General features: G+C 69.5%; 14 protein-coding genes. 11 read left to right on the top strand and 3 right to left on the bottom strand.

The genetic code is table 11. From position 1 onward, the window contains the following. Positions 1-196: 196 nt before the first annotated feature. On the bottom strand, positions 197-1,225 hold the full coding sequence (locus RF644_RS14790) for a hypothetical protein (RefSeq protein WP_368797048.1): 1,029 nt from the start codon (positions 1,223-1,225) through the stop codon (positions 197-199). Between the two features lie 200 nt (positions 1,226-1,425). On the opposite strand from RF644_RS14790, the gene RF644_RS14795 reads away from it, so the two are divergent. Continuing rightward, positions 1,426-2,880 carry an amino acid permease gene (locus RF644_RS14795; protein ID WP_368797081.1) on the top strand — a complete coding sequence of 485 codons (1,455 nt, stop codon included), beginning with the start codon at positions 1,426-1,428 and terminating at the stop codon, positions 2,878-2,880. Between the two features lie 113 nt (positions 2,881-2,993). On the opposite strand, the gene RF644_RS14800 is transcribed toward RF644_RS14795, so the two are convergent. Continuing rightward, a complete protein-coding gene (locus tag RF644_RS14800; RefSeq protein ID WP_368797049.1) occupies positions 2,994-3,716 on the bottom strand; it encodes a sirohydrochlorin chelatase in 723 nt (240 codons plus the stop codon). A 143-nt stretch (positions 3,717-3,859) separates the two neighbouring features. On the opposite strand from RF644_RS14800, the gene cobA reads away from it, so the two are divergent. From cobA to RF644_RS14850, 10 genes are all read left to right on the top strand, one after another. Then, complete coding sequence (gene cobA, locus RF644_RS14805; protein WP_368797050.1) at positions 3,860-4,882, top strand: uroporphyrinogen-III C-methyltransferase; 1,023 nt, start codon at positions 3,860-3,862, stop codon at positions 4,880-4,882. After that, entirely contained in the window at positions 4,872-5,723 is an 852-nt protein-coding gene (locus tag RF644_RS14810; protein WP_368797051.1) for a uroporphyrinogen-III synthase, read from the top strand. The genes cobA and RF644_RS14810 overlap by 11 nt, the downstream gene beginning before the upstream one ends. A 647-nt stretch (positions 5,724-6,370) precedes the next feature. Next, positions 6,371-6,667, top strand: a complete 297-nt coding sequence (locus RF644_RS14815) for a hypothetical protein (protein ID WP_095651450.1) — start codon at positions 6,371-6,373, stop codon at positions 6,665-6,667. 10 nt (positions 6,668-6,677) lie between these two features. Beyond that, positions 6,678-8,018 carry a glycosyltransferase gene (locus RF644_RS14820; protein ID WP_368797052.1) on the top strand — a complete coding sequence of 447 codons (1,341 nt, stop codon included), beginning with the start codon at positions 6,678-6,680 and terminating at the stop codon, positions 8,016-8,018. Next, a complete protein-coding gene (locus RF644_RS14825; RefSeq protein ID WP_368797053.1) occupies positions 8,015-8,665 on the top strand; it encodes a family 16 glycoside hydrolase in 651 nt (216 codons plus the stop codon). Before RF644_RS14820 ends, RF644_RS14825 begins: the two co-directional genes overlap by 4 nt. 45 nt (positions 8,666-8,710) lie before the next feature. After that, positions 8,711-9,907: a non-hydrolyzing UDP-N-acetylglucosamine 2-epimerase gene (wecB, locus tag RF644_RS14830; protein ID WP_368797054.1), complete on the top strand. Its 1,197-nt coding sequence runs from the start codon at positions 8,711-8,713 to the stop codon at positions 9,905-9,907. 76 nt (positions 9,908-9,983) lie between these two features. Further along, complete coding sequence (locus RF644_RS14835) at positions 9,984-11,765, top strand: DUF2334 domain-containing protein (protein ID WP_368797055.1); 1,782 nt, start codon at positions 9,984-9,986, stop codon at positions 11,763-11,765. Positions 11,766-11,835: 70 nt separating this feature from the next. After that, a complete protein-coding gene (gene deoC / locus RF644_RS14840; RefSeq protein ID WP_368797056.1) occupies positions 11,836-12,489 on the top strand; it encodes a deoxyribose-phosphate aldolase in 654 nt (217 codons plus the stop codon). Between the two features lie 116 nt (positions 12,490-12,605). Next, the gene (locus RF644_RS14845; RefSeq protein ID WP_368797057.1) at positions 12,606-13,043 is read left to right on the top strand and encodes a hypothetical protein; all 438 of its coding nucleotides are present in this window, start codon (positions 12,606-12,608) and stop codon (positions 13,041-13,043) included. Between the two features lie 177 nt (positions 13,044-13,220). Beyond that, positions 13,221-13,664, top strand: a complete 444-nt coding sequence (locus RF644_RS14850; RefSeq protein WP_368797058.1) for a hypothetical protein — start codon at positions 13,221-13,223, stop codon at positions 13,662-13,664. A 122-nt stretch (positions 13,665-13,786) separates the two neighbouring features. Here RF644_RS14850 and mfd read toward each other — a convergent pair whose 3' ends face one another. Beyond that, entirely contained in the window at positions 13,787-17,506 is a 3,720-nt protein-coding gene (gene mfd, locus RF644_RS14855) for a transcription-repair coupling factor (RefSeq protein WP_368797059.1), read from the bottom strand. Positions 17,507-17,533: the final 27 nt, after the last annotated feature.

Consider the following 17,533-nt stretch of genomic DNA (forward strand, 5'->3'; position numbering starts at 1 on the left):
TCGGCCGTGATGCCCCCGCATCGGCCTTCCCCCTGAGCCGGCTCCCCTGCCAGCTTTGCTTACTGCACCGTACGGTCGGTGCTATTGCATATGCAAGCCGACAGGGCACTCGTGGTCCGTCCTCCGAGCGGAGCCTCCTCCCGCTGCGCCCCGCCATTCCGCGGATCTGTTCCTGACCTGCGACGACGACGAGAGATCAGTCACGTCCCCTCTTGGGGGGCTCTGTCGGGGGTTCCCCCGAGAGCTCCGCCGAGCGCTCTGCCGGGGACTCCCCGGCGGTCATCGCGGCGTCGAGCACCCGGGCCTCGGGCAGCTCGAAGTGGTCCACTCCCTCGCGGTAGCGCACGCTGGTCCGCGCCCAGCCGGCGTCCTCGTACCAGGCGTGCCCGGCGGCCGCCGCGGAGAGCGCGTCGAACGGGGCGTAGGGGTCGGTGCCGTCGTCCTCGAGGCCCACGTCCCAGTGCAGGACGAGCTGCTCGAGCTGCTCCTGAGTCGGTTCCGAGGTCCCGGTGGACGGCGCCCCGCCGCCGCCGGAGAGCACCGCGCCGCCGCTCTGCAGGAAGTCCGCACGGTCGGCCAGCAGCTCGTAGCTGATGAACTCGGCGCCCCCGGAGTAGCCGTGCAACCACGTGCGGGAGCGGTCGAGGTCGTACTCGGCGAAGATCCGCTGCTCGGCCAGGGCCAGGAACCACTCGGCGTTGCCGTCGAGGTCCTCCCACCAGGTGGGCTCGCCCTGCCGGTCCGGGGTGCGGGGGGCCACGAGCACCGCGTTGTGCGAGCGCGCCACCTCCGCGAGGCAGGAGACCTTGTGCCCCGGGTGCTCGTACTCGTAGGCCCCGTCCCCGTGCAGGCGGAAGACCACGCCCACGGGCTCGCTCCAGTCGATGCCGTCGGCGAAGACGTGGTAGCTGCTGGTCGTGCCGTCGTGCTCGAAGGGCACGTCGAGCCGGTCCGCGGTCCCCTCCGCCCAGCGCAGTCCGCCGGAGAGCACCGGGCCGGTGCTGAGCGGGCGGGCTCCGCCGCGCGGGGCGGTGCTCACGTCCTCGAGGCCGTAGGGGGCGCAGGAGACCTGCTCGTCCGGCCCCGGGGCCGTCGTCCACGCCCACCGGGCGGCGAGCGTCGCGGCGACCAGGGCCAGGAGGGCGCCGGTGAGAATGGCCACATCCACGATCCGGCGGGATCCGCGGCGCGGCGCGGCCTGGCCCGGATCCGGATGCGTTTTCACCCGTCCATCCTAGGGGCACGGACCGGCGGCGGCCTCCCGCCGAATTTCGGTTTTGCAATCGTTCCCCCATAATCGGCCAGGACCGTTCGGGGGGACGGCGCCCCCCACTTCCTCCTTCCGTGGTCCGTCCACCGCAGCAGAGGAGAAGATTCCGCGTGACCATCACCGCACGCTCGCAGGCCGAGCAGAGCGCTCCTGAGATCCAGGAGCAGCCGCCGGCCCAGGACAGGCTGCGCCGCAGCCTCAAGCCCCGCCACCTGACCATGATCGCGATGGGCGGGGCCATCGGCACCGGCCTGTTCGTGGCCTCGGGCAACACCATCGCCACCGCCGGGCCGGGAGGGGCGCTCCTGGCCTACGTGGTCATCGGCTTCATGGTCTTCCTGCTGATGCAGAGCCTCGGCGAGATGGCCACCTACCTGCCGGTCTCGGGCGCCTTCGAGGAGTACTCGACCCGCTTCGTGAGCCCGTCCTTCGGCTTCGCCATCGGCTGGAACTACTGGTACAACTGGGCGATCACCGTGGCCGCCGAGCTCGTGGCTGCCGCCCTGATCATGCGCTACTGGTTCCCCGACTCGCCCTCGTGGATCTGGTCCGGGTCCTTCCTGGCCATCCTGTTCGCCCTCAACGCACTCAGCGCCCGGGCCTACGGCGAGAGCGAGTTCTGGTTCTCCCTCGTCAAGGTCGTCACGATCGTGCTCTTCCTGGGGCTCGGCATCCTGATGATCGTCGGCGTCCTGGGCGGCGAGTCGCCCGGCTTCGAGAACTGGACCACCGGGGAGGCGCCCTTCGTGGGCGGCGGCCTCGGCATCCTGGCGATCTTCATGGTGGCCGGCTTCTCCTTCCAGGGCACCGAGCTCGTGGGCGTGGCCGCCGGCGAGGCGGAGAACCCCGAGAAGAACGTGCCCAGGGCCATCCGCACCGTGTTCGTGCGCATCCTGCTCTTCTACGTGGGCGCGATCACCGTGATCGGCTTCCTCATCCCCTACACCAGCCCGAACCTGCTCACGAACGGCGTCGAGGACATCTCGATCTCCCCGTTCACCCTGGTCTTCCAGAACGCGGGCGTGCTCGCGGCGGCCTCGGTGATGAACGCGGTGATCCTCACCGCCATCCTCTCGGCCGGCAACTCCGGGCTCTACGCCTCCACTCGCATGCTCTGGGCCCTGGCCGACAGCGGCAAGGCCCCCAGGTTTCTGGCCAAGGTGAACCGCCGCGGCGTGCCCATGAACGCGCTCATCGCCACCACCCTGGTGGGCGGGGCGTCCTTCCTCACCACCTTCATCGGGGACGGGGACGCCTACGTGTGGCTGGTCAGCGCCTCCGGCCTGGCCGGGTTCATCGTGTGGATGGGCATCGCCTGGAGCCACTACCGGTTCCGCAAGGCGTACACCACCCAGGGCCACGACCTGGCCGACCTGCCCTACCGGGCGCGCTTCTTCCCGCTCGGGCCCCTGGTGGCGCTCGTGCTGTGCGCCGTGGTGATCCTCGGGCAGAACTACCAGGCGTTCATCGGCGACATGGACCTCATGGCCGCCCTGACCGCGTACATCGGCCTGCCGCTGTTCCTGGCCCTGTGGTTCGGGCACAAGCTGGTCACCGGCTCGACGATGGTCCGCTACGAGGACGCCGACCTCACCCGCCCCCGCGACTGACCCCCGGCCCCATATCCGCCGAGTCCCCCCTGGCGTCGTAGTTCCCCCCGCTCGATCGAGGGGAACTGCGACATCATGGGGGACTCGGCGTTTCGGGAGGGCGAGCCAAGGGCTCAGGCCACCGAGTGGTAGCGGGAGACCACTACGTCCACCAGCTCGGCGGGGACCTCTCCCTCCGGCACGGCCAGCGGGTCGGTGTCCACGTCCGCGCCGGCCTTCCGGGAGAGGTCCAGGAAGTAGCCGGGCGCCAGGAGGTAGTTGGCGACGACGACGCGCCCCCCGTCCGCCAGGCCGGCCCGGGCGGAGGACACCGCCTCGGCCACGCGCGGGCGGGCGGCGGCCAGGTAGGACACGGTCACGGGCCGCTCCAGCTCCTCGGCCAGCAGGTCCGCCACCGCGGCGCAGTCCACCACCGCGCGGCGGTCGGAGGACCCGGCGGTGGCCAGCACCACGGCGTCGTGCTCCGCCAGCGGGGCCCCGGCGGCCGTGCACGCCTCGTGCACCCGCCGGGCGAGCAGCCGGGCGAGCGACCGGTCCGGGCCCAGGGCGGCCGAAACCCGGTGGAGGTCGTCGGCGGCGACCGCCTCGGCCACGTCCACGTAGACGTGGTAGCCGGCGGAGAGCAGCAGCGGGACCACCACCGCGGGGCGTCCGGCGTACTGTTCGGTGCGCTCGGCCAGGTCGGGGGTCTGCACGTCCACCCAGGTGGGCACCACCTCGACGTCCGGCAGCTCGGCGGCGAGGGCGTCCACGAGGCGCTGCACGGCGGTGCGCCCGGACGGGGAGCTGGTGCCGTGGGCGCAGGCGAGCAGGACGGGGGCGTCGGAGGTCGTCATGGATCCCAGCCTACGAAAGACGGCCCGCGGCGGTCGCCGGCGTCACGCGACGTCATGGGGGCAACCGTGCTGTAACACGCGTGCCGCATCCTGGTAGTGGCGGCCGGCCCGCCTCGACCCCCGCTCTCCCCCTGGAGGACCGCATGCTGTTGACCGCCGACCTCACCGGAGTCCCGGTGCTCGTCCTCGGCGCCCCGGACGACGCCCGCCGCGCCCGGCGCCGCTACGAGGCGGCGGGCGCCGCCGTCCGCTCCGTGGCCGAGCCCGCGCTGCTCGGCCGGGCGGACCTCGCGGGCGTCGCGCTCGCCGTGGTCGTGGGCCCGGCGGCGCAGCGCTGGCGCGAGGCCCTGGACGCGGCCGGCGCCCGCGCACCCGTGGTCCAGGAGCCCGCGGCCCGCACCGGCGGCCGGGTGACCCTGGTCGGCGGCGGCCCCGGCGCGGACGACCTGCTCACCGTGCGCGCCGTGGCGGCCCTGCAGGACGCGGACGTGGTGTTCGTCGACCGGCTCGCCCCCGCGGGCGCCGTGGCCGCCGCGGCCCCCGGCGCCGAGATCGTCCCGGTCGGGAAGACCCCCGGCCACCACCCGGTCCCGCAGTCGCAGATCCAGGACCTCATGGTGGAGCACGCCCTGGCCGGCCGCTCGGTCGTCCGGCTCAAGGGCGGGGACCCCTACGTCTTCGGCCGCGGCGCCGAGGAGCTCGCCGCGTGCGCCGCCCACGGCATCCCCGTGGACGTGGTCCCGGGGATCACCAGCGCAGTCTCGGTGCCGGGCGCGGCCGGGATCCCCGTGACCTTCCGCGAGGTCTCCCGGATGTTCACGGTCGCCTCCGGGCACGTGCCGTTCTCCGAGGCGGAGCTCGCCCACTTCGCCGGACTCGGCGCCGGCGGGGGCACCCTAGTGGTGCTCATGGGGGTGGCCACCCTCCCCCACCTCGTGGCCGGCCTGGTCCGCAACGGCGCCGATCCGAAGACCCCGCTCGCTGTGGTGGAGCGCGGGTTCACCGACCGGCAGCGCTCCACCATCACCACGCTCGCCACGGCGGTCGCGGACACCGCGGCGGCGGGCTGCGGCTCGCCCGCCGTCGTCGTCGTCGGTCCCGTGGTCCGCCTGGCGACCGCCGAGCGGGACGCGTTCCTCGCGGAGGTCACCGCCCATGGCTGCTGAGGACCTGCCGCTGGCCGGCCGGGTGGTGGGCGTGACCGCGCACCGCCGCTCCGAGGACCAGATCGCGGCCCTCGAGCGCCGCGGCGCCCGCGTGCTGCACGCCCCCGCCCTGCGCGTGGAGCCGGTCGGCGAGGACGCCGGGCTCGCGGCCGCCTCCCGGGCGATGTTCGAGGCCCGCCCGGACCTCGTGCTGCTGACCACCGGCTACGGCCTGCGCCGCTGGCACGACGCCGCCGTGGCCCAGGGCTTCGACGCGGACCTGCTGCTGTGCCTGCGCGAGGCCGCCGTCTACGTGCGCGGGCCCAAGGGCCGGGGCGCGGTGCGCGGCCTGGGCCTGGAGGACGCCGGGATGTCCGCGGACGAGACCACCGCCGGGCTCGTGGACCTCGTCCTGGCCGAGCACGGCGGGGACCTCACCGGGCGCACCATCGGCCTGCAGCTGCACGGGATCGCCGACGTGGTCCAGCGCCGGCGGCTCACCGACGCCGGGGCCCGCGTGCTCACCGTGACCCCCTACCGGTGGGCCTCCGCCGACGACGCCGGGCAGGTGCCCGTGCTCGTGCGCGAGGCCGCCGCCGGGCGGGTGGACGCCGTGACGTTCACCGCCGCCCCGGCCGTGGACGCGCTGTTCAGTACGGCCGAGGAGCTGGGGCTGCACGAGGAGCTGCTGGCGGCGTTCCGCGGCGGGATGCTCGCCGCGACCGTGGGGCCCGTGACGGCCGCGCCGCTGCTGGAGCTCGGGATCGAGCCGCTCGTGCCGGAGCGGTTCCGGATGGGCGCGATGCTCAAGCAGCTCACCGACGCCCTCTCCGGCGCACAGCCCGACGACAACGGGCAGTAGCCGCTCCGACCGCGGGCAGACCCGGCGCCTGGGCGGGCGCGGGACGATTGCGGGGGCGCGCCAGGACGGGGGTCAGGGGAACCGGGGGTATCCCGACGCACCCCTGCGACCGCTCGGCAACCGCCAAGGCCGCAGGTCAGGCGGACATTTTGTTCGCCGTGCACCGAATGTAGCAGATCACACCGGATTAGCGAACACTTTCCTGATGTAATTGTGTCGGAATGGTCACGGTCCGGACGTCACCGGCCTCGACGGGTATCCAGCAGTACACCCACCCGGCCACCGATGGTCGACGCACCACCCATGCTTCCCTCCCCGGCGCCTTTACGGAGTGCAACAAGCCGTCATCTGTCGACGAACCTTCGGATGTCAATAATCTGGCTTCGCCTCGGTATCCCAGGGGCCTGTCCCCCAAGCGGTCCACAAATAGAGACCGACCACCGATCGTGGCCAGGCAAATAGAAGCGTTTTCAACGTTTGGCCAAATAGCGTTTGCTATTGTAACCCCTCCGAGGTGGGCGCCACGCCCACAGCGGCTTTGCGGAGGTATCGGGATTCTGAAAGGCTAATTCTGGTCGGTCGCCTTGGGGAAGGAGATCGACCGGCGCGTCGGGGGGACGGGCCAGCCTTTCTCAGGGGAGTTTCTCATGCCGATTTTTTTTGTCATGCCTATGAGTACTATTTCCGTCGCGGAATCGGCACAGTCGTTCCTGCAGAGCGGAAGTCGTGTCTTACTCATGATCGCCATGGCGCTGTTCCTAGCCTATCTGCTGTTCATGCTGAGTGCGGTGACGATTTCCGGCGCCATCACCAAGGTGAATGCGTTGCGTCGTCCCCTCACCACCGAGCCCAGGGCCACTGTGACGTCCCTTCCGCTGCCTCTCGATGACGGCTGGGGAAATCGACTGGTCCCGGGCCCCGATGAGCGCGCCATGAGCGCCTGAGCTTTCCGACATGATCATGCTCTTCGGAGAGCGGATCGATTTGATCCTGGCTCTCGCCGTCCTATTGGTCTCACTCAGCGTGCTGTACGGCATGACGCTTCTCGTACTTTCCCGTTCTGAACCCCGGCACGCGCGGGCACGCCGACGTCAGGTGTCGAACATGCGGGACGACAAGACCGTCGTGTTCGTCGTTCCGTGCCTGAACGAGGATCGCGTTCTCGGGGCCAGCCTCGACCGTCTCGCGAGTCTCGAGCATCCGCGTGTGCACATTCTGGTGATCGACGACGGCTCCGACGACGACACAGCCGCCATCGTCCAATCACATCCTGACCCGCGGGTACACATCTTCCAGCGAACCTTGCCCGAGGCACGCCAAGGCAAGGGGGAGGCCTTGAACGCCGCGATCCAACATCTGCGGACCAGCGATCTGATCGCCGGCACACCGCAATCGGACGTGGTCGTCTGCGTCATGGACGCAGACGGGCGACTCGATTCCCATGCTCTTCGTGACGTGATGCCGCTCTTCTTGGACGACCGGCTCGGTGCGGCCCAGATCGGCGTCCGTATCAACAACCGGCACCAAAGCCTGTTGGCTCGTATGCAGGATCTGGAGTTCGTGCTCTACACACACGTCTTCCAGCGTGGGCGACGTCATCTCAGGAGCGTCGGACTCGGTGGCAACGGTCAATTCGTCCGACTCTCCGCCCTCAACGGGCTGGGAGAGTCACCGTGGTCGCGCAGCCTCACGGAAGACCTCGACCTGGGTGTGCGGCTCCTCATCGATGGATGGGAGACGGAGTTCTGTTCGACGTCGTCGGTGCACCAGCAAGGACTCGTGGACATCAAACGATGGGTGAAGCAACGGACGCGCTGGTTCCAGGGACACCTGCAGTCCTGGGGCCTGGTCCCCTGGGTGCTCCGCGACCTCACCGGTACACGGCGAGCCGACCTGGTGTACCACCTGACCAGTCCGTTTCTCCTGCTGATCACGTCATTCCTCAGTGTGGCCTTCGCCCTGTGGGCATTCGACGTCATCCTCGGGATCGTGGTGGGCGACGCCGTCGTCTCACGGTGGTGGATCTCGGCCTATCTCGTCGCATTCGGGCCGGCCCTCCTGTTCGGTCTCGTGTACTGGTCCCAAGAACGGCACCACGGCCTGCGAGCGCCGACTGCTGTGCTCCTCATGCACGCGTACGTGCTCTACGCGACGCTGTGGTATCTCGCAGGATGGAAGGCGGCCTACAGAGCGGCGCGCGGGCACAACGGTTGGTCGAAGACCGAACGTATCGTCGAGAACAAAGCCCAGGTCGACTCGTCGGCGAAGGAGCTCGCCACCGAGGTGCGCACATGAGGAAACCCGTACGAATCGTTCTAGCACTCGGGATCATTGTTCTGGTCGTCGTGGCAGGGGTCAACAACATGTGGCGTATTCAACCGTGGTCCGACGGCGAGACCCATGGCCAGTGGTCCGCCCTCTACACCGGATACGGACGCGTTGTTGGCTCGGACAAGCAGGTGGTCCTGGAGCCGAACTCCGCTGCATCACCTGACGTCACCCATGGATCGCTGGTGCACACCACGCAGGCCTATGAGGACGCTGATTTCGCCATCACGATGAAGACGGAGGAACAACTCCGGCAGGGCGACCCGAATGTGTGGGAAGTGGGCTGGGTCCTCTGGAACTTCAAGGACAACGACCACTTCTATGCCGTCGCGCTCAAGCCCAACGGGTGGGAGATCTCGAAACAGGACCCGGCCTATCCCGGGAGTCAGCGATTCCTCGCAACCGGTGACGACCGGACCTTCCCTGTCGGTCAGGCGTACCGGGTCGAGGTCGAGCAGGACTGGCCTCGAATGACCGTACGCGTCGACGGCCGAGAACTGACCACCATCGTCGATGACGAGCGGCCGTACCGCGGCGGCGCCATCGGCCTGTACACCGAGGACGCCCGCGTCCGATTCCAGGACCTGGAAGTCAACGACAGCACGAACGCGTGATATCCGCTGCATCAGCGCGGACCCATTGATGGATCAGGAGCAACCATGTCCAGTACGTCCCCCAGCAAGCCCATCACCATCATGGCGATCTATGGCACTCGCCCAGAGGGCATCAAGATGGCCCCTCTCGTCCTCGCGCTCCGCGACGATCCGCGCTTCGAAGTACGCGTAGTCGTCACGGGACAGCACAGGGAGATGCTCGACCAGGTGAACCAGAGCTTCGGCATCGTCCCCGACAGCGACCTCGACATCCACGCGCCTGGGCAGAGCCTGACGCAGATCAGCAATCGCACGCTGGAAGGCCTCACAGAGGTTTTGAAAAAAGACCGCCCCGATGCCGTTCTCGTACAAGGAGACACTTCTACCACCTTCGTAGGCGCCTTGGCCGCCTTCTACGCGGAGATCCCCGTGGTGCACACGGAGGCAGGACTGCGGACGGGCAACAAGTACTCCCCGTTCCCCGAAGAGATCAACCGCCGGCTGACCGGGCAGATCGCCAGCCTGCACCTGGCTCCGACGGCGGCGAGCCGCGAGAACCTCCTGAAGGAGAACATCGATGCGTCGACGATCGTGGTCACCGGCAACTCTGTCATCGATGCTCTGCTCATCACCGTGGCTTCACTGCCTCGGATTGAGGAGCCGGCTCTGGCGGAGCGCCTCGCAGAGGGACGACCCGTGGTCCTCGTGACCGCGCATCGGCGCGAGTCGTGGGGTAAGCCTCTCGAGGCTGTCGGCAGAGCGATAGCAGCACTTGCTCGACGGCATCCCGATCACGACTTTGTCTTCCCCGCGCACCGTAATCCTCTGGTTCGCGATGCAATCCGGCCGGCCGTTCAAGATGTGAAGAACGTCCTGATGACGGAGCCTCTTCCCTACGCACAGTTCTGCGCCCTGCTCGAACGGGCGTCCATCATCCTCACCGACAGCGGAGGCGTCCAGGAGGAGGGCCCGTCCCTCGGCAAGCCGGTTCTCGTCATGAGGGAAACCACTGAGCGTCCGGAAGCCGTTGTTGCCGGGGCCGTCAAGCTCGTGGGCACCGACGAAGAGGCGATCGTGCGAGAGGTCTCGATACTCATCACGGATCAGGACGAGTACAGCCGCATGGCCAGGGCTCTCAATCCCTACGGTGACGGACGCGCTGCGGAGCGCACTGTGCGCGCCCTGGCTCGACACTTTGGGTTCGACGATCTCGTCGAGGAGTTCACCTACGAACCCCAGTTCGCTGCGTCAACCACCAGCTGATCCATATCAGATATTGCACGCCGAGCTCCCCGGGCCGTTCCACTGGGGTCCCGGGGAGCCTCGCTGAGGAGATTTCATGAGCAAGCCCTTCCAGCTGACGAGACGGGGGCGAGTCGAGTGGTTCGTCGGTCTGGCCGCCCTGCTGGCCGTGTCCGTCGGAACTGTCTTCGGTCTCACCGATGACACCCTGGTGGAGGGGGAAGGCTCTCCTCTAGCGCAGCAGTATGCAGCCGAGGCGAAGGAGGGCCCAGATGCTCGCGCTGCGGAAGCGGTATTCGATCGTCGATTCGGGCAGACCGGAAAGATGTCCACCTTGGTCCTCTACGACAACACCGGTGAGACGTCCGACGACGCTGAAATGTATGCCGTGGCAACGGCCAATCTGGCGACGCACTTCGGTGAAGCAGAGATCCAGCCGGTGGCTGACTATGCGGCGAACACGATGGAGTCATTCGACGCCGTCATCTACATCGGGACCGACTTCGCGGCCTCCCCTCCTCGAGGATTCCTCGACGATGTCCGTGAAGGCGGGATACCGGTGATGTGGGTCGATCAGAACATCGACGACCTCGCAGGGTGGGAAGCCGGCAGTTCGGCCGCGTTCGTCGATCAGTACGGTTGGGACCCGCACAAGTCCCTCACGGTGGACAGCGGACTGGTGAGGACAGTCGCGTACAAGGACCGTGAGGTGTCCCGCACAGCCGAGGGTGTTGCGGAACTCGCGGCGCCGGTCATCGAGGTTGACGAGGCCGTGGAGGTTCTCGCGACCTCCCAGTGCCGGAACGACGACGGAGCGACGCAGTGCAGTCCGGAGCAACGTGTGCCGTCCAGTGAAGCCCCGTGGGCGATTCGCTCCGGAAACCTCACCTATGTCGCGGAGATTCCTCTGGACTACATCGACGTGAACGATGTCTACCTCATCTACTCCGACTTGTTCTACGACCTCCTGGCCCCGGAGACGCCTGAAGTGAAGCAGGCCGCAGTGCGGCTCGAGGATGTCGGCCCGGAGGCGGACCCGCAGGACCTCCGTGCCGTGGCCGATTTTCTGCACGGGGCCGGCGTGCCTTTCCAGGTTGCAGTGATGCCGATCCACGTCGCACGAACGCCGGATGGAAACGACTGGTACGGGCTGAGCCTGCTGGATCGTCCTGAGGTGGTGGACGCCCTCAAATACATGCAGGAACGGGGAGGGACGTTGATTCAGCACGGAACGACCCATCAGTTCGGGGCGGCCGACAACCCTTACAGCGGGCGCACCGGCGAGGACTACGAGTTCTATCGATACGGCTGCAGCACGAGGGCACAAGAACCGTATGAATTCGGCAAGTGCAAGAACGACTCCTACATCCGCCAGATCGGACCCGTGGCCGAGGACAGCGTGGAGCAGCATGTCGCCCGGATCGAGCAGGGTCGTCAGGTCATGAAGGATGCTGGTCTGGGTGAACCGGTGATCTTCGAAACTCCGCACTACGCCGCCTCAGTCAACGCATACGCCGCCATATCCGAGGTCTACGATGCCCGCTACGAGCAGTCGGACTACTTCGCGGGCATACTGTCGCAGAAGCCCAGCGAGCCCGGGAAGGCCTACAGCCAGCATTTCCCCTACACCGTCCATGACATCTACGGGACCAAGGTCTACCCCGAGAACTTGGGGAACATCACCGAGACCGAGCAGAACAACCACGCCGTCCGTGATCCGAAGTTCCTCGTCTCCCGTGCCGAAGCGAACCTGGTGGTGCGCGAGTCAACGGCCAGCTTCTTCTTCCACCCCTATCTCGATCTGGAGTACTTGAAGAAGACGGTGCAGGGCCTCAAGGACCTCGGATTCGAGTTCGTGCAGGTGTCCGAACTCAAGTGAGCCAGCTCAAGGCGTCGTTGAATCGCCGGTAGGCTGGGCGCGACCCGCCCGTCCTGTCGAAAGGCCGCCCGTGACCATCCCCCAGCTCGCCTCCTACGTCGACCACACGCTGCTCAAGCCGGAGGCGTCCCGCGAGCAGATCGCCACCCTGTGCGCGGAGGCCAGGCAGTACGGATTCGCCTCGGTGTGCGCCAACCCGCTGTGGACGCCGTTCGTGCGGGAGCAGCTCGCGGGCAGCGACGTGCTGACCTGTGCCGTGGTCGGCTTCCCGCTGGGCGCGTCCGCCACGGAGGTCAAGGCGTTCGAGACGGCCACGGCCGTGGCCGCCGGGGCCGACGAGATCGACATGGTCATCGACATCGCCGCCGCCCGCGCCGGCGAGCGCGAGCGGGTCGAGGCCGATGTGCGCGCCGTGGCCGAGGCCGCCCACCAGGGCGGGGCCCGGCTGAAGGTGATCATCGAGACGTGCCTGCTGACCGACGAGCAGAAGGTCCTCGCCTGCGAGGCCGCCGTGGCCGCCGGCGCGGACTACGTGAAGACCTCCACGGGCTTCTCGACCGCCGGGGCCACCGTGGCGGACGTCCGGCTGATGCGGGCCACCGTGGGCCCGGACATCGGCGTCAAGGCCTCCGGCGGGATCCGCACCCGTGAGGACGCCCTGGCGATGATCGATGCCGGCGCCTCCCGGATCGGCGCCAGCAGCGGTCCCGCCCTCCTCGGCTGAGTCCGCCGCGCCCTCCACCGGACACCGCCGCGGCCCGCGCCCGAGCGACTAGACTGACCGCGAGCCCTCAGCGGCCGCCGTGGCCGGCCGCTCCCACCGTCAGAAGGATTGGATCCATGGCCAACCGAGCCCAGTCGTCCATCAGCACCGCGGCGGACGCGTCGACCGGCCGCAGCGGCGGCGCCACCGTCCGCTCCCACTCGGGCCAGGGACGCACGGTCAACAACCTGATCTTCCTCGTGCTGTGCATGGCCATCATGATCGGCAGCTTCGTCGCCTTCGCCAGCTACCCCAACAGCCCGCTGATCTGGTTCATCGGCCTTGGCCTCTACGCCCTGGCACTGCTGATCCCCGTGGGCATCCTGCAGAACAGCACCGCGAAGAAGGCCGAAGGCGGGCGCACCATCCTCATGCACGTCCCGCCGAGCACGGAGGTCGCCGGCGAGCCGACCACCGCGGCGGCCTTCCCGGACCCGCCCCGCAACATCGGCACCCGGGACGCCGAGGTCCGTGCCGAGCACAAGAACGACACCCTGGGCAAGGCGACCCAGTAGCCCGTCCCGCACCACGACGCACGGCCCCCTCCCGCACCCGCGGCAGGGGGCCGTCGGCGTTCCGGACGAGGCGGTCGCGCGGAGCAGCCGGGCGTCGGTCGGTGCGACTAGACTGGCTGGGAATGCTTCGCGGCCGCCTGTGACCGGCCGCCTCACACCGCCAGAAGGGTTAGATCCATGGCCAACAGAGCCCAGTCCTCCCCCAGCGCCTCGGCGGACGCGTCGACCGGCCGCAGCGGCGGCGCCACCGTCCGCTCGCACTCGGGCCAGGGACGCACGGTCAACAACCTCGTGTTCCTCGCGCTGTGCATGGCCATCATGATCGGCAGCTTCATCGCCTTCGCCAGCTACCCGAACAGCCCTCTGATCTGGATCCTCGGCCTTGGCCTCTACGCCCTGGCCCTGCTCATCCCGGTGGGCATCCTGCAGAACAGCACCGCCAAGAAGGCCTTCGGCGGCCGCACGGTCCTCATGGACGTCCCCTCGACCACCGAGGTCCCCGAGATGGGGCGGGGCCGCACCGCCGCCGCGTTCGACGACGGCCCCCGCGACGCCCGCGAGCGCGACGCCAGGACCGCGGCCGTCCACCACGGCGACAAGTACGGCAAGAACGTCGAGTAGGGCCGCGCCGGGTCCGACGACGACGACCCGACGACCGCTCGCACCGCAAAGGTCCCCTCCCACCGCGGGAGGGGACCTTTTCCGTGCCCGGTGGCCCGGACTGCGGAGGCTGGGCCGATGGATCAGGCCGTGGCCGGCTCCTTCGCGAAGACGGCCTCGACCACGCCGCGGGCCCAGGCGAGCACTGCGCCGTCCACGAGGTCCTTGCCGCCGATCCGCTCGGTCTTGGGCTTGGGGATGAGCACCTGGAAGGTGTCGGTGCCGGGCACCGCCTTGACCTGCGCGCCCGGGTAGAGGCGGGTGAGCCGCATCTGCCGGGACTCGGGGAGGTCGGCCGGGGCGAAGCGGACCATGTTGCCCTGCGCCGCGACGTCGGTGAGGCCGGCGGCGCGGGCGGTCACCCGGAAGCGGGCGACCTCGAGCAGGTTCTGCACGGGTTCGGGCACCTCGCCGTAGCGGTCCACGAGCTCGTCGGCGACCTCCTGGATCGCCTCCTCCGTGGCGGCGTTGGCGAGGTTGCGGTAGGCCTCCAGGCGCAGCCGCTCCCCCGGGACGTAGTCGTGCGGCAGGTAGGCGTTGACCGGCAGCTCGATCTTCATCTCGGTGGGCCGCTCGTCCTCCTCGCCGCGGTACTCGGCGACGGCCTCGCCGACCAGGCGCAGGTACATGTCGAAGCCCACCCCGGCGATGTGCCCGGACTGCTCCCCGCCCAGCAGGTTGCCGGCGCCGCGGATCTCGAGGTCCTTGACGGCCAGCTGCATGCCGGCGCCGAGCTCGTTGTGGGCGGCGACGGCCTTGAGCCGCTCCAGCGCCGTCTCGGAGAGCGGCTTCTCGGCCTGGTACAGGAAGTAGGCGTAGGCCCGCTCCCGGCCGCGGCCCACGCGCCCGCGCAGCTGGTGGAGCTGCGAGAGGCCGTAGCGGTCCGCGCCGTCGACGATCAGGGTGTTGGCGTTGGCGATGTCCAGGCCGGTCTCCACGATGGTGGTGCAGACCAGAACGTCGAACTTCTTCTCCCAGAAGTCCACGATGATCTGCTCGAGCCGGGACTCGGACATCTGCCCGTGCGCCACGGCGATCCGGGCCTCGGGCACGAGCTCGGCGAGCTCCTTGGCCTTGCGCTCGATCGAGGAGACCCGGTTGTGGATGTAGAACACCTGGCCCTCGCGCATGAGCTCGCGCCGGACGGCGGCGGAGACCTGCTTGTCGGTGTAGGCGCCCACGTAGGTGAGCACGGGGTGGCGCTCCTCCGGCGGGGTGGCCAGGGTGGAGGTCTCGCGGATGCCGGTCAGCGACATCTCCAGGGTGCGCGGGATGGGGGTCGCGGACATCGCCAGGACGTCCACGTTGGTCCGCATCGCCTTGAGCTTCTCCTTGTGCTCCACGCCGAAGCGCTGCTCCTCGTCGATGACCACGAGGCCGAGGTCCTTGAACTGGACCTCCTTGGACAGCAGCCGGTGGGTGCCGATCACCACGTCCACGGACCCGTCCTTCAGCCCGGCGAGCGTCTCCTTGGTCTCCTTGGCGGTCTGGAACCGGGAGAGTGCGGCCAGGCGCACCGGGAAGCCGGAGAAGCGCTCGGTGAACGTCTCGGCGTGCTGCTGGGCCAGCAGCGTGGTGGGCACGAGCACAGCCACCTGCTTGCCGTCCTGCACGGCCTTGAACGCCGCGCGCACCGCCACCTCGGTCTTGCCGTAGCCCACGTCCCCGGAGATCAGCCGGTCCATGGGGACCTCCCGCTCCATGTCCGCCTTGACCTCGTCGATGGTGGTCAGCTGGTCCGGCGTCTCGATGTAGGGGAACGCCTCCTCGAGCTCGCGCTGCCACGGGGTGTCCTCCGCGAAGGCGTGCCCGCGGGAGGCCATCCGCGCCGAGTACAGGCGGATCAGCTCGTTGGCGATGTCCCGGACGGCCTTCTTGGCGGCGCGCTTGGTCTTGTTCCAGTCCGTCCCGCCCATCTTGGACAGGGTGGGGGTCTCGCCGCCCACGTAGTTGGTGACCTGGTCCAGCTGGTCGGTGGGCACGAACAGGCGGTCCCGCGGGCCGTTGCGCTTGGAGGGCGCGTACTCGAGCACCAGGTACTCGCGCACGGGCTTGGGCTGGCCGGGCTTGATCATCGCCCCGGCGATGGGCCGCTGGATGAGCTCCACGAACTGGCCGATGCCGTGCTGCTCGTGCACCACGAAGTCGCCCTGGCTCAGCGCCAGGGGGTCCACGGCGTTGCGCTTGCGCCGCACCGGGAGCTTGCGCATGTCCTTGGTGGTGTAGGGGCTGGCCTTGCCCAGCAGGTCCGCCTCGGTGAGCAGCACGATCCGCGGCCCGTCCAGGGCGAAGCCCTTGCCGGCCACGGCGGTGGTGAGCTCCACGATCCCGGGCTGCGGCTGCTCGGCGAGGGTCTCGCGGCGGGCGGCGGGGATCTCCGCCTCGTGCAGCAGCTCCGCGATCCGGGTCAGCGGACCGGGTCCTTCCGTGACGGCGACGACGCGCCAGCCGTCCGCCACCCGCCCCTGCAGGAACTCGAGCATCGCCTCGACGTCACCGTGGAAGCCCAGCGGATCCCGGGCGGCCACGGTGAGGGTGTCGGCGTCCGAGTCGATCAGCGCGATGTCCTCCGCGGCGGTGTCCGCATCCACGTCCTGACCGGCCACCGCGTTGACGTTGAGCGCGGTGACGGCCCACCAGCCGAGACCGGTTTCCAGCGCGGTGGCCCGGGCCTCGGCGAGGGTCTGGAAGGACCCGGAGGCCAGGGTGCGGCCCTCGCCGTCGTCGTTGCGCACCACGTGCTCGGCGGAGGTGATGTCGATGGGCGCGGACTGCCCGTCCGAGGCGGAGTCCCACGCGGCGAGGAGGAACTCCTCGTTGGTGGCCACGAGGTCGTGGGCGCGGGTGCGGACCTTCTCCGGCTCCATGACCACCACGAGCGAGCCGGGCGGGAGCAGGGAGAGCATGGGCACCAAGCCGTCCACCAGCAGCGGCGCGAGGGACTCCATGCCCTCCACGTAGATGCCGCCGGCGATCCGCTCGAGCATGGACTCCGCGCCGGGCAGGGAGTTCTTGAGCTTCGCGGCCCGGGACATCACGGACGGGGTGATGAGCACCTCGCGGCACGGCGGGGCCACGAGCCGCTCCGGGTGGTCCCCGGTGGTCAGGGTGCGCTGGTCGGCCACGGCGAACCAGCGCAGCTCGTCGACCTCGTCCCCGAAGAACTCGATGCGCACCGGGTGGTCCTCGACCGGCGAGAACACGTCGATGATCCCGCCGCGCACGGCGAACTCCCCGCGCCGGGTCACCATGTCCACCCGGGCGTAGGCGGCCTCGGCGAGCGAGGTCACGGCGGCGTCGAAGTCGAGCTCCTCGCCCCGGGCGAAGCGCACCGGGGCCATGTCCCCCAGGCCTTCGACGACGGGCTGGAGCACGGAGCGGACCGGGGCCGTGACCACCCGCAGCGGGCGCTCGGCGTCCTTGCCGGCCAGCCGGCGCAGCACGTCCAGGCGGCGGCCCACGGTGTCGGAGCGCGGCGAGAGCCGCTCGTGCGGCAGGGTCTCCCACGCCGGGAACTCCGCGACCTCCTCGGCCGGCAGGTACGCGCCCAGGGCCGCGGCGAGGTCCTCGGACTCGCGGCCGGTCGCGGTCACGGCCAGCAGCACCGGGGCGCGGGAGTCCGCCGGCGCGGGGGCGTCGTCGAGGGCGCCGCGCAGCTGGGCCGTGAGCACCGCGCGCATCCCGTCCGGGGCGCTGATCACGGTCTCGGCGCTGCGCTCCCCCGGCGGCAGGCCGGCCTGGGTGCGGAGATTGGCGAAGGAGCGCTCCGCCCCGAGGGCGGCGAGCAGTCCGGACAAGGTCATGGGGTGGCAGTCTCCTGGGACGCTGAG

The sequence above is a fragment of the Kocuria sp. CPCC 205258 genome (assembly GCF_040981005.1).
Classification (GTDB): Bacteria; Actinomycetota; Actinomycetes; order Actinomycetales; family Micrococcaceae; genus Kocuria; species Kocuria rosea.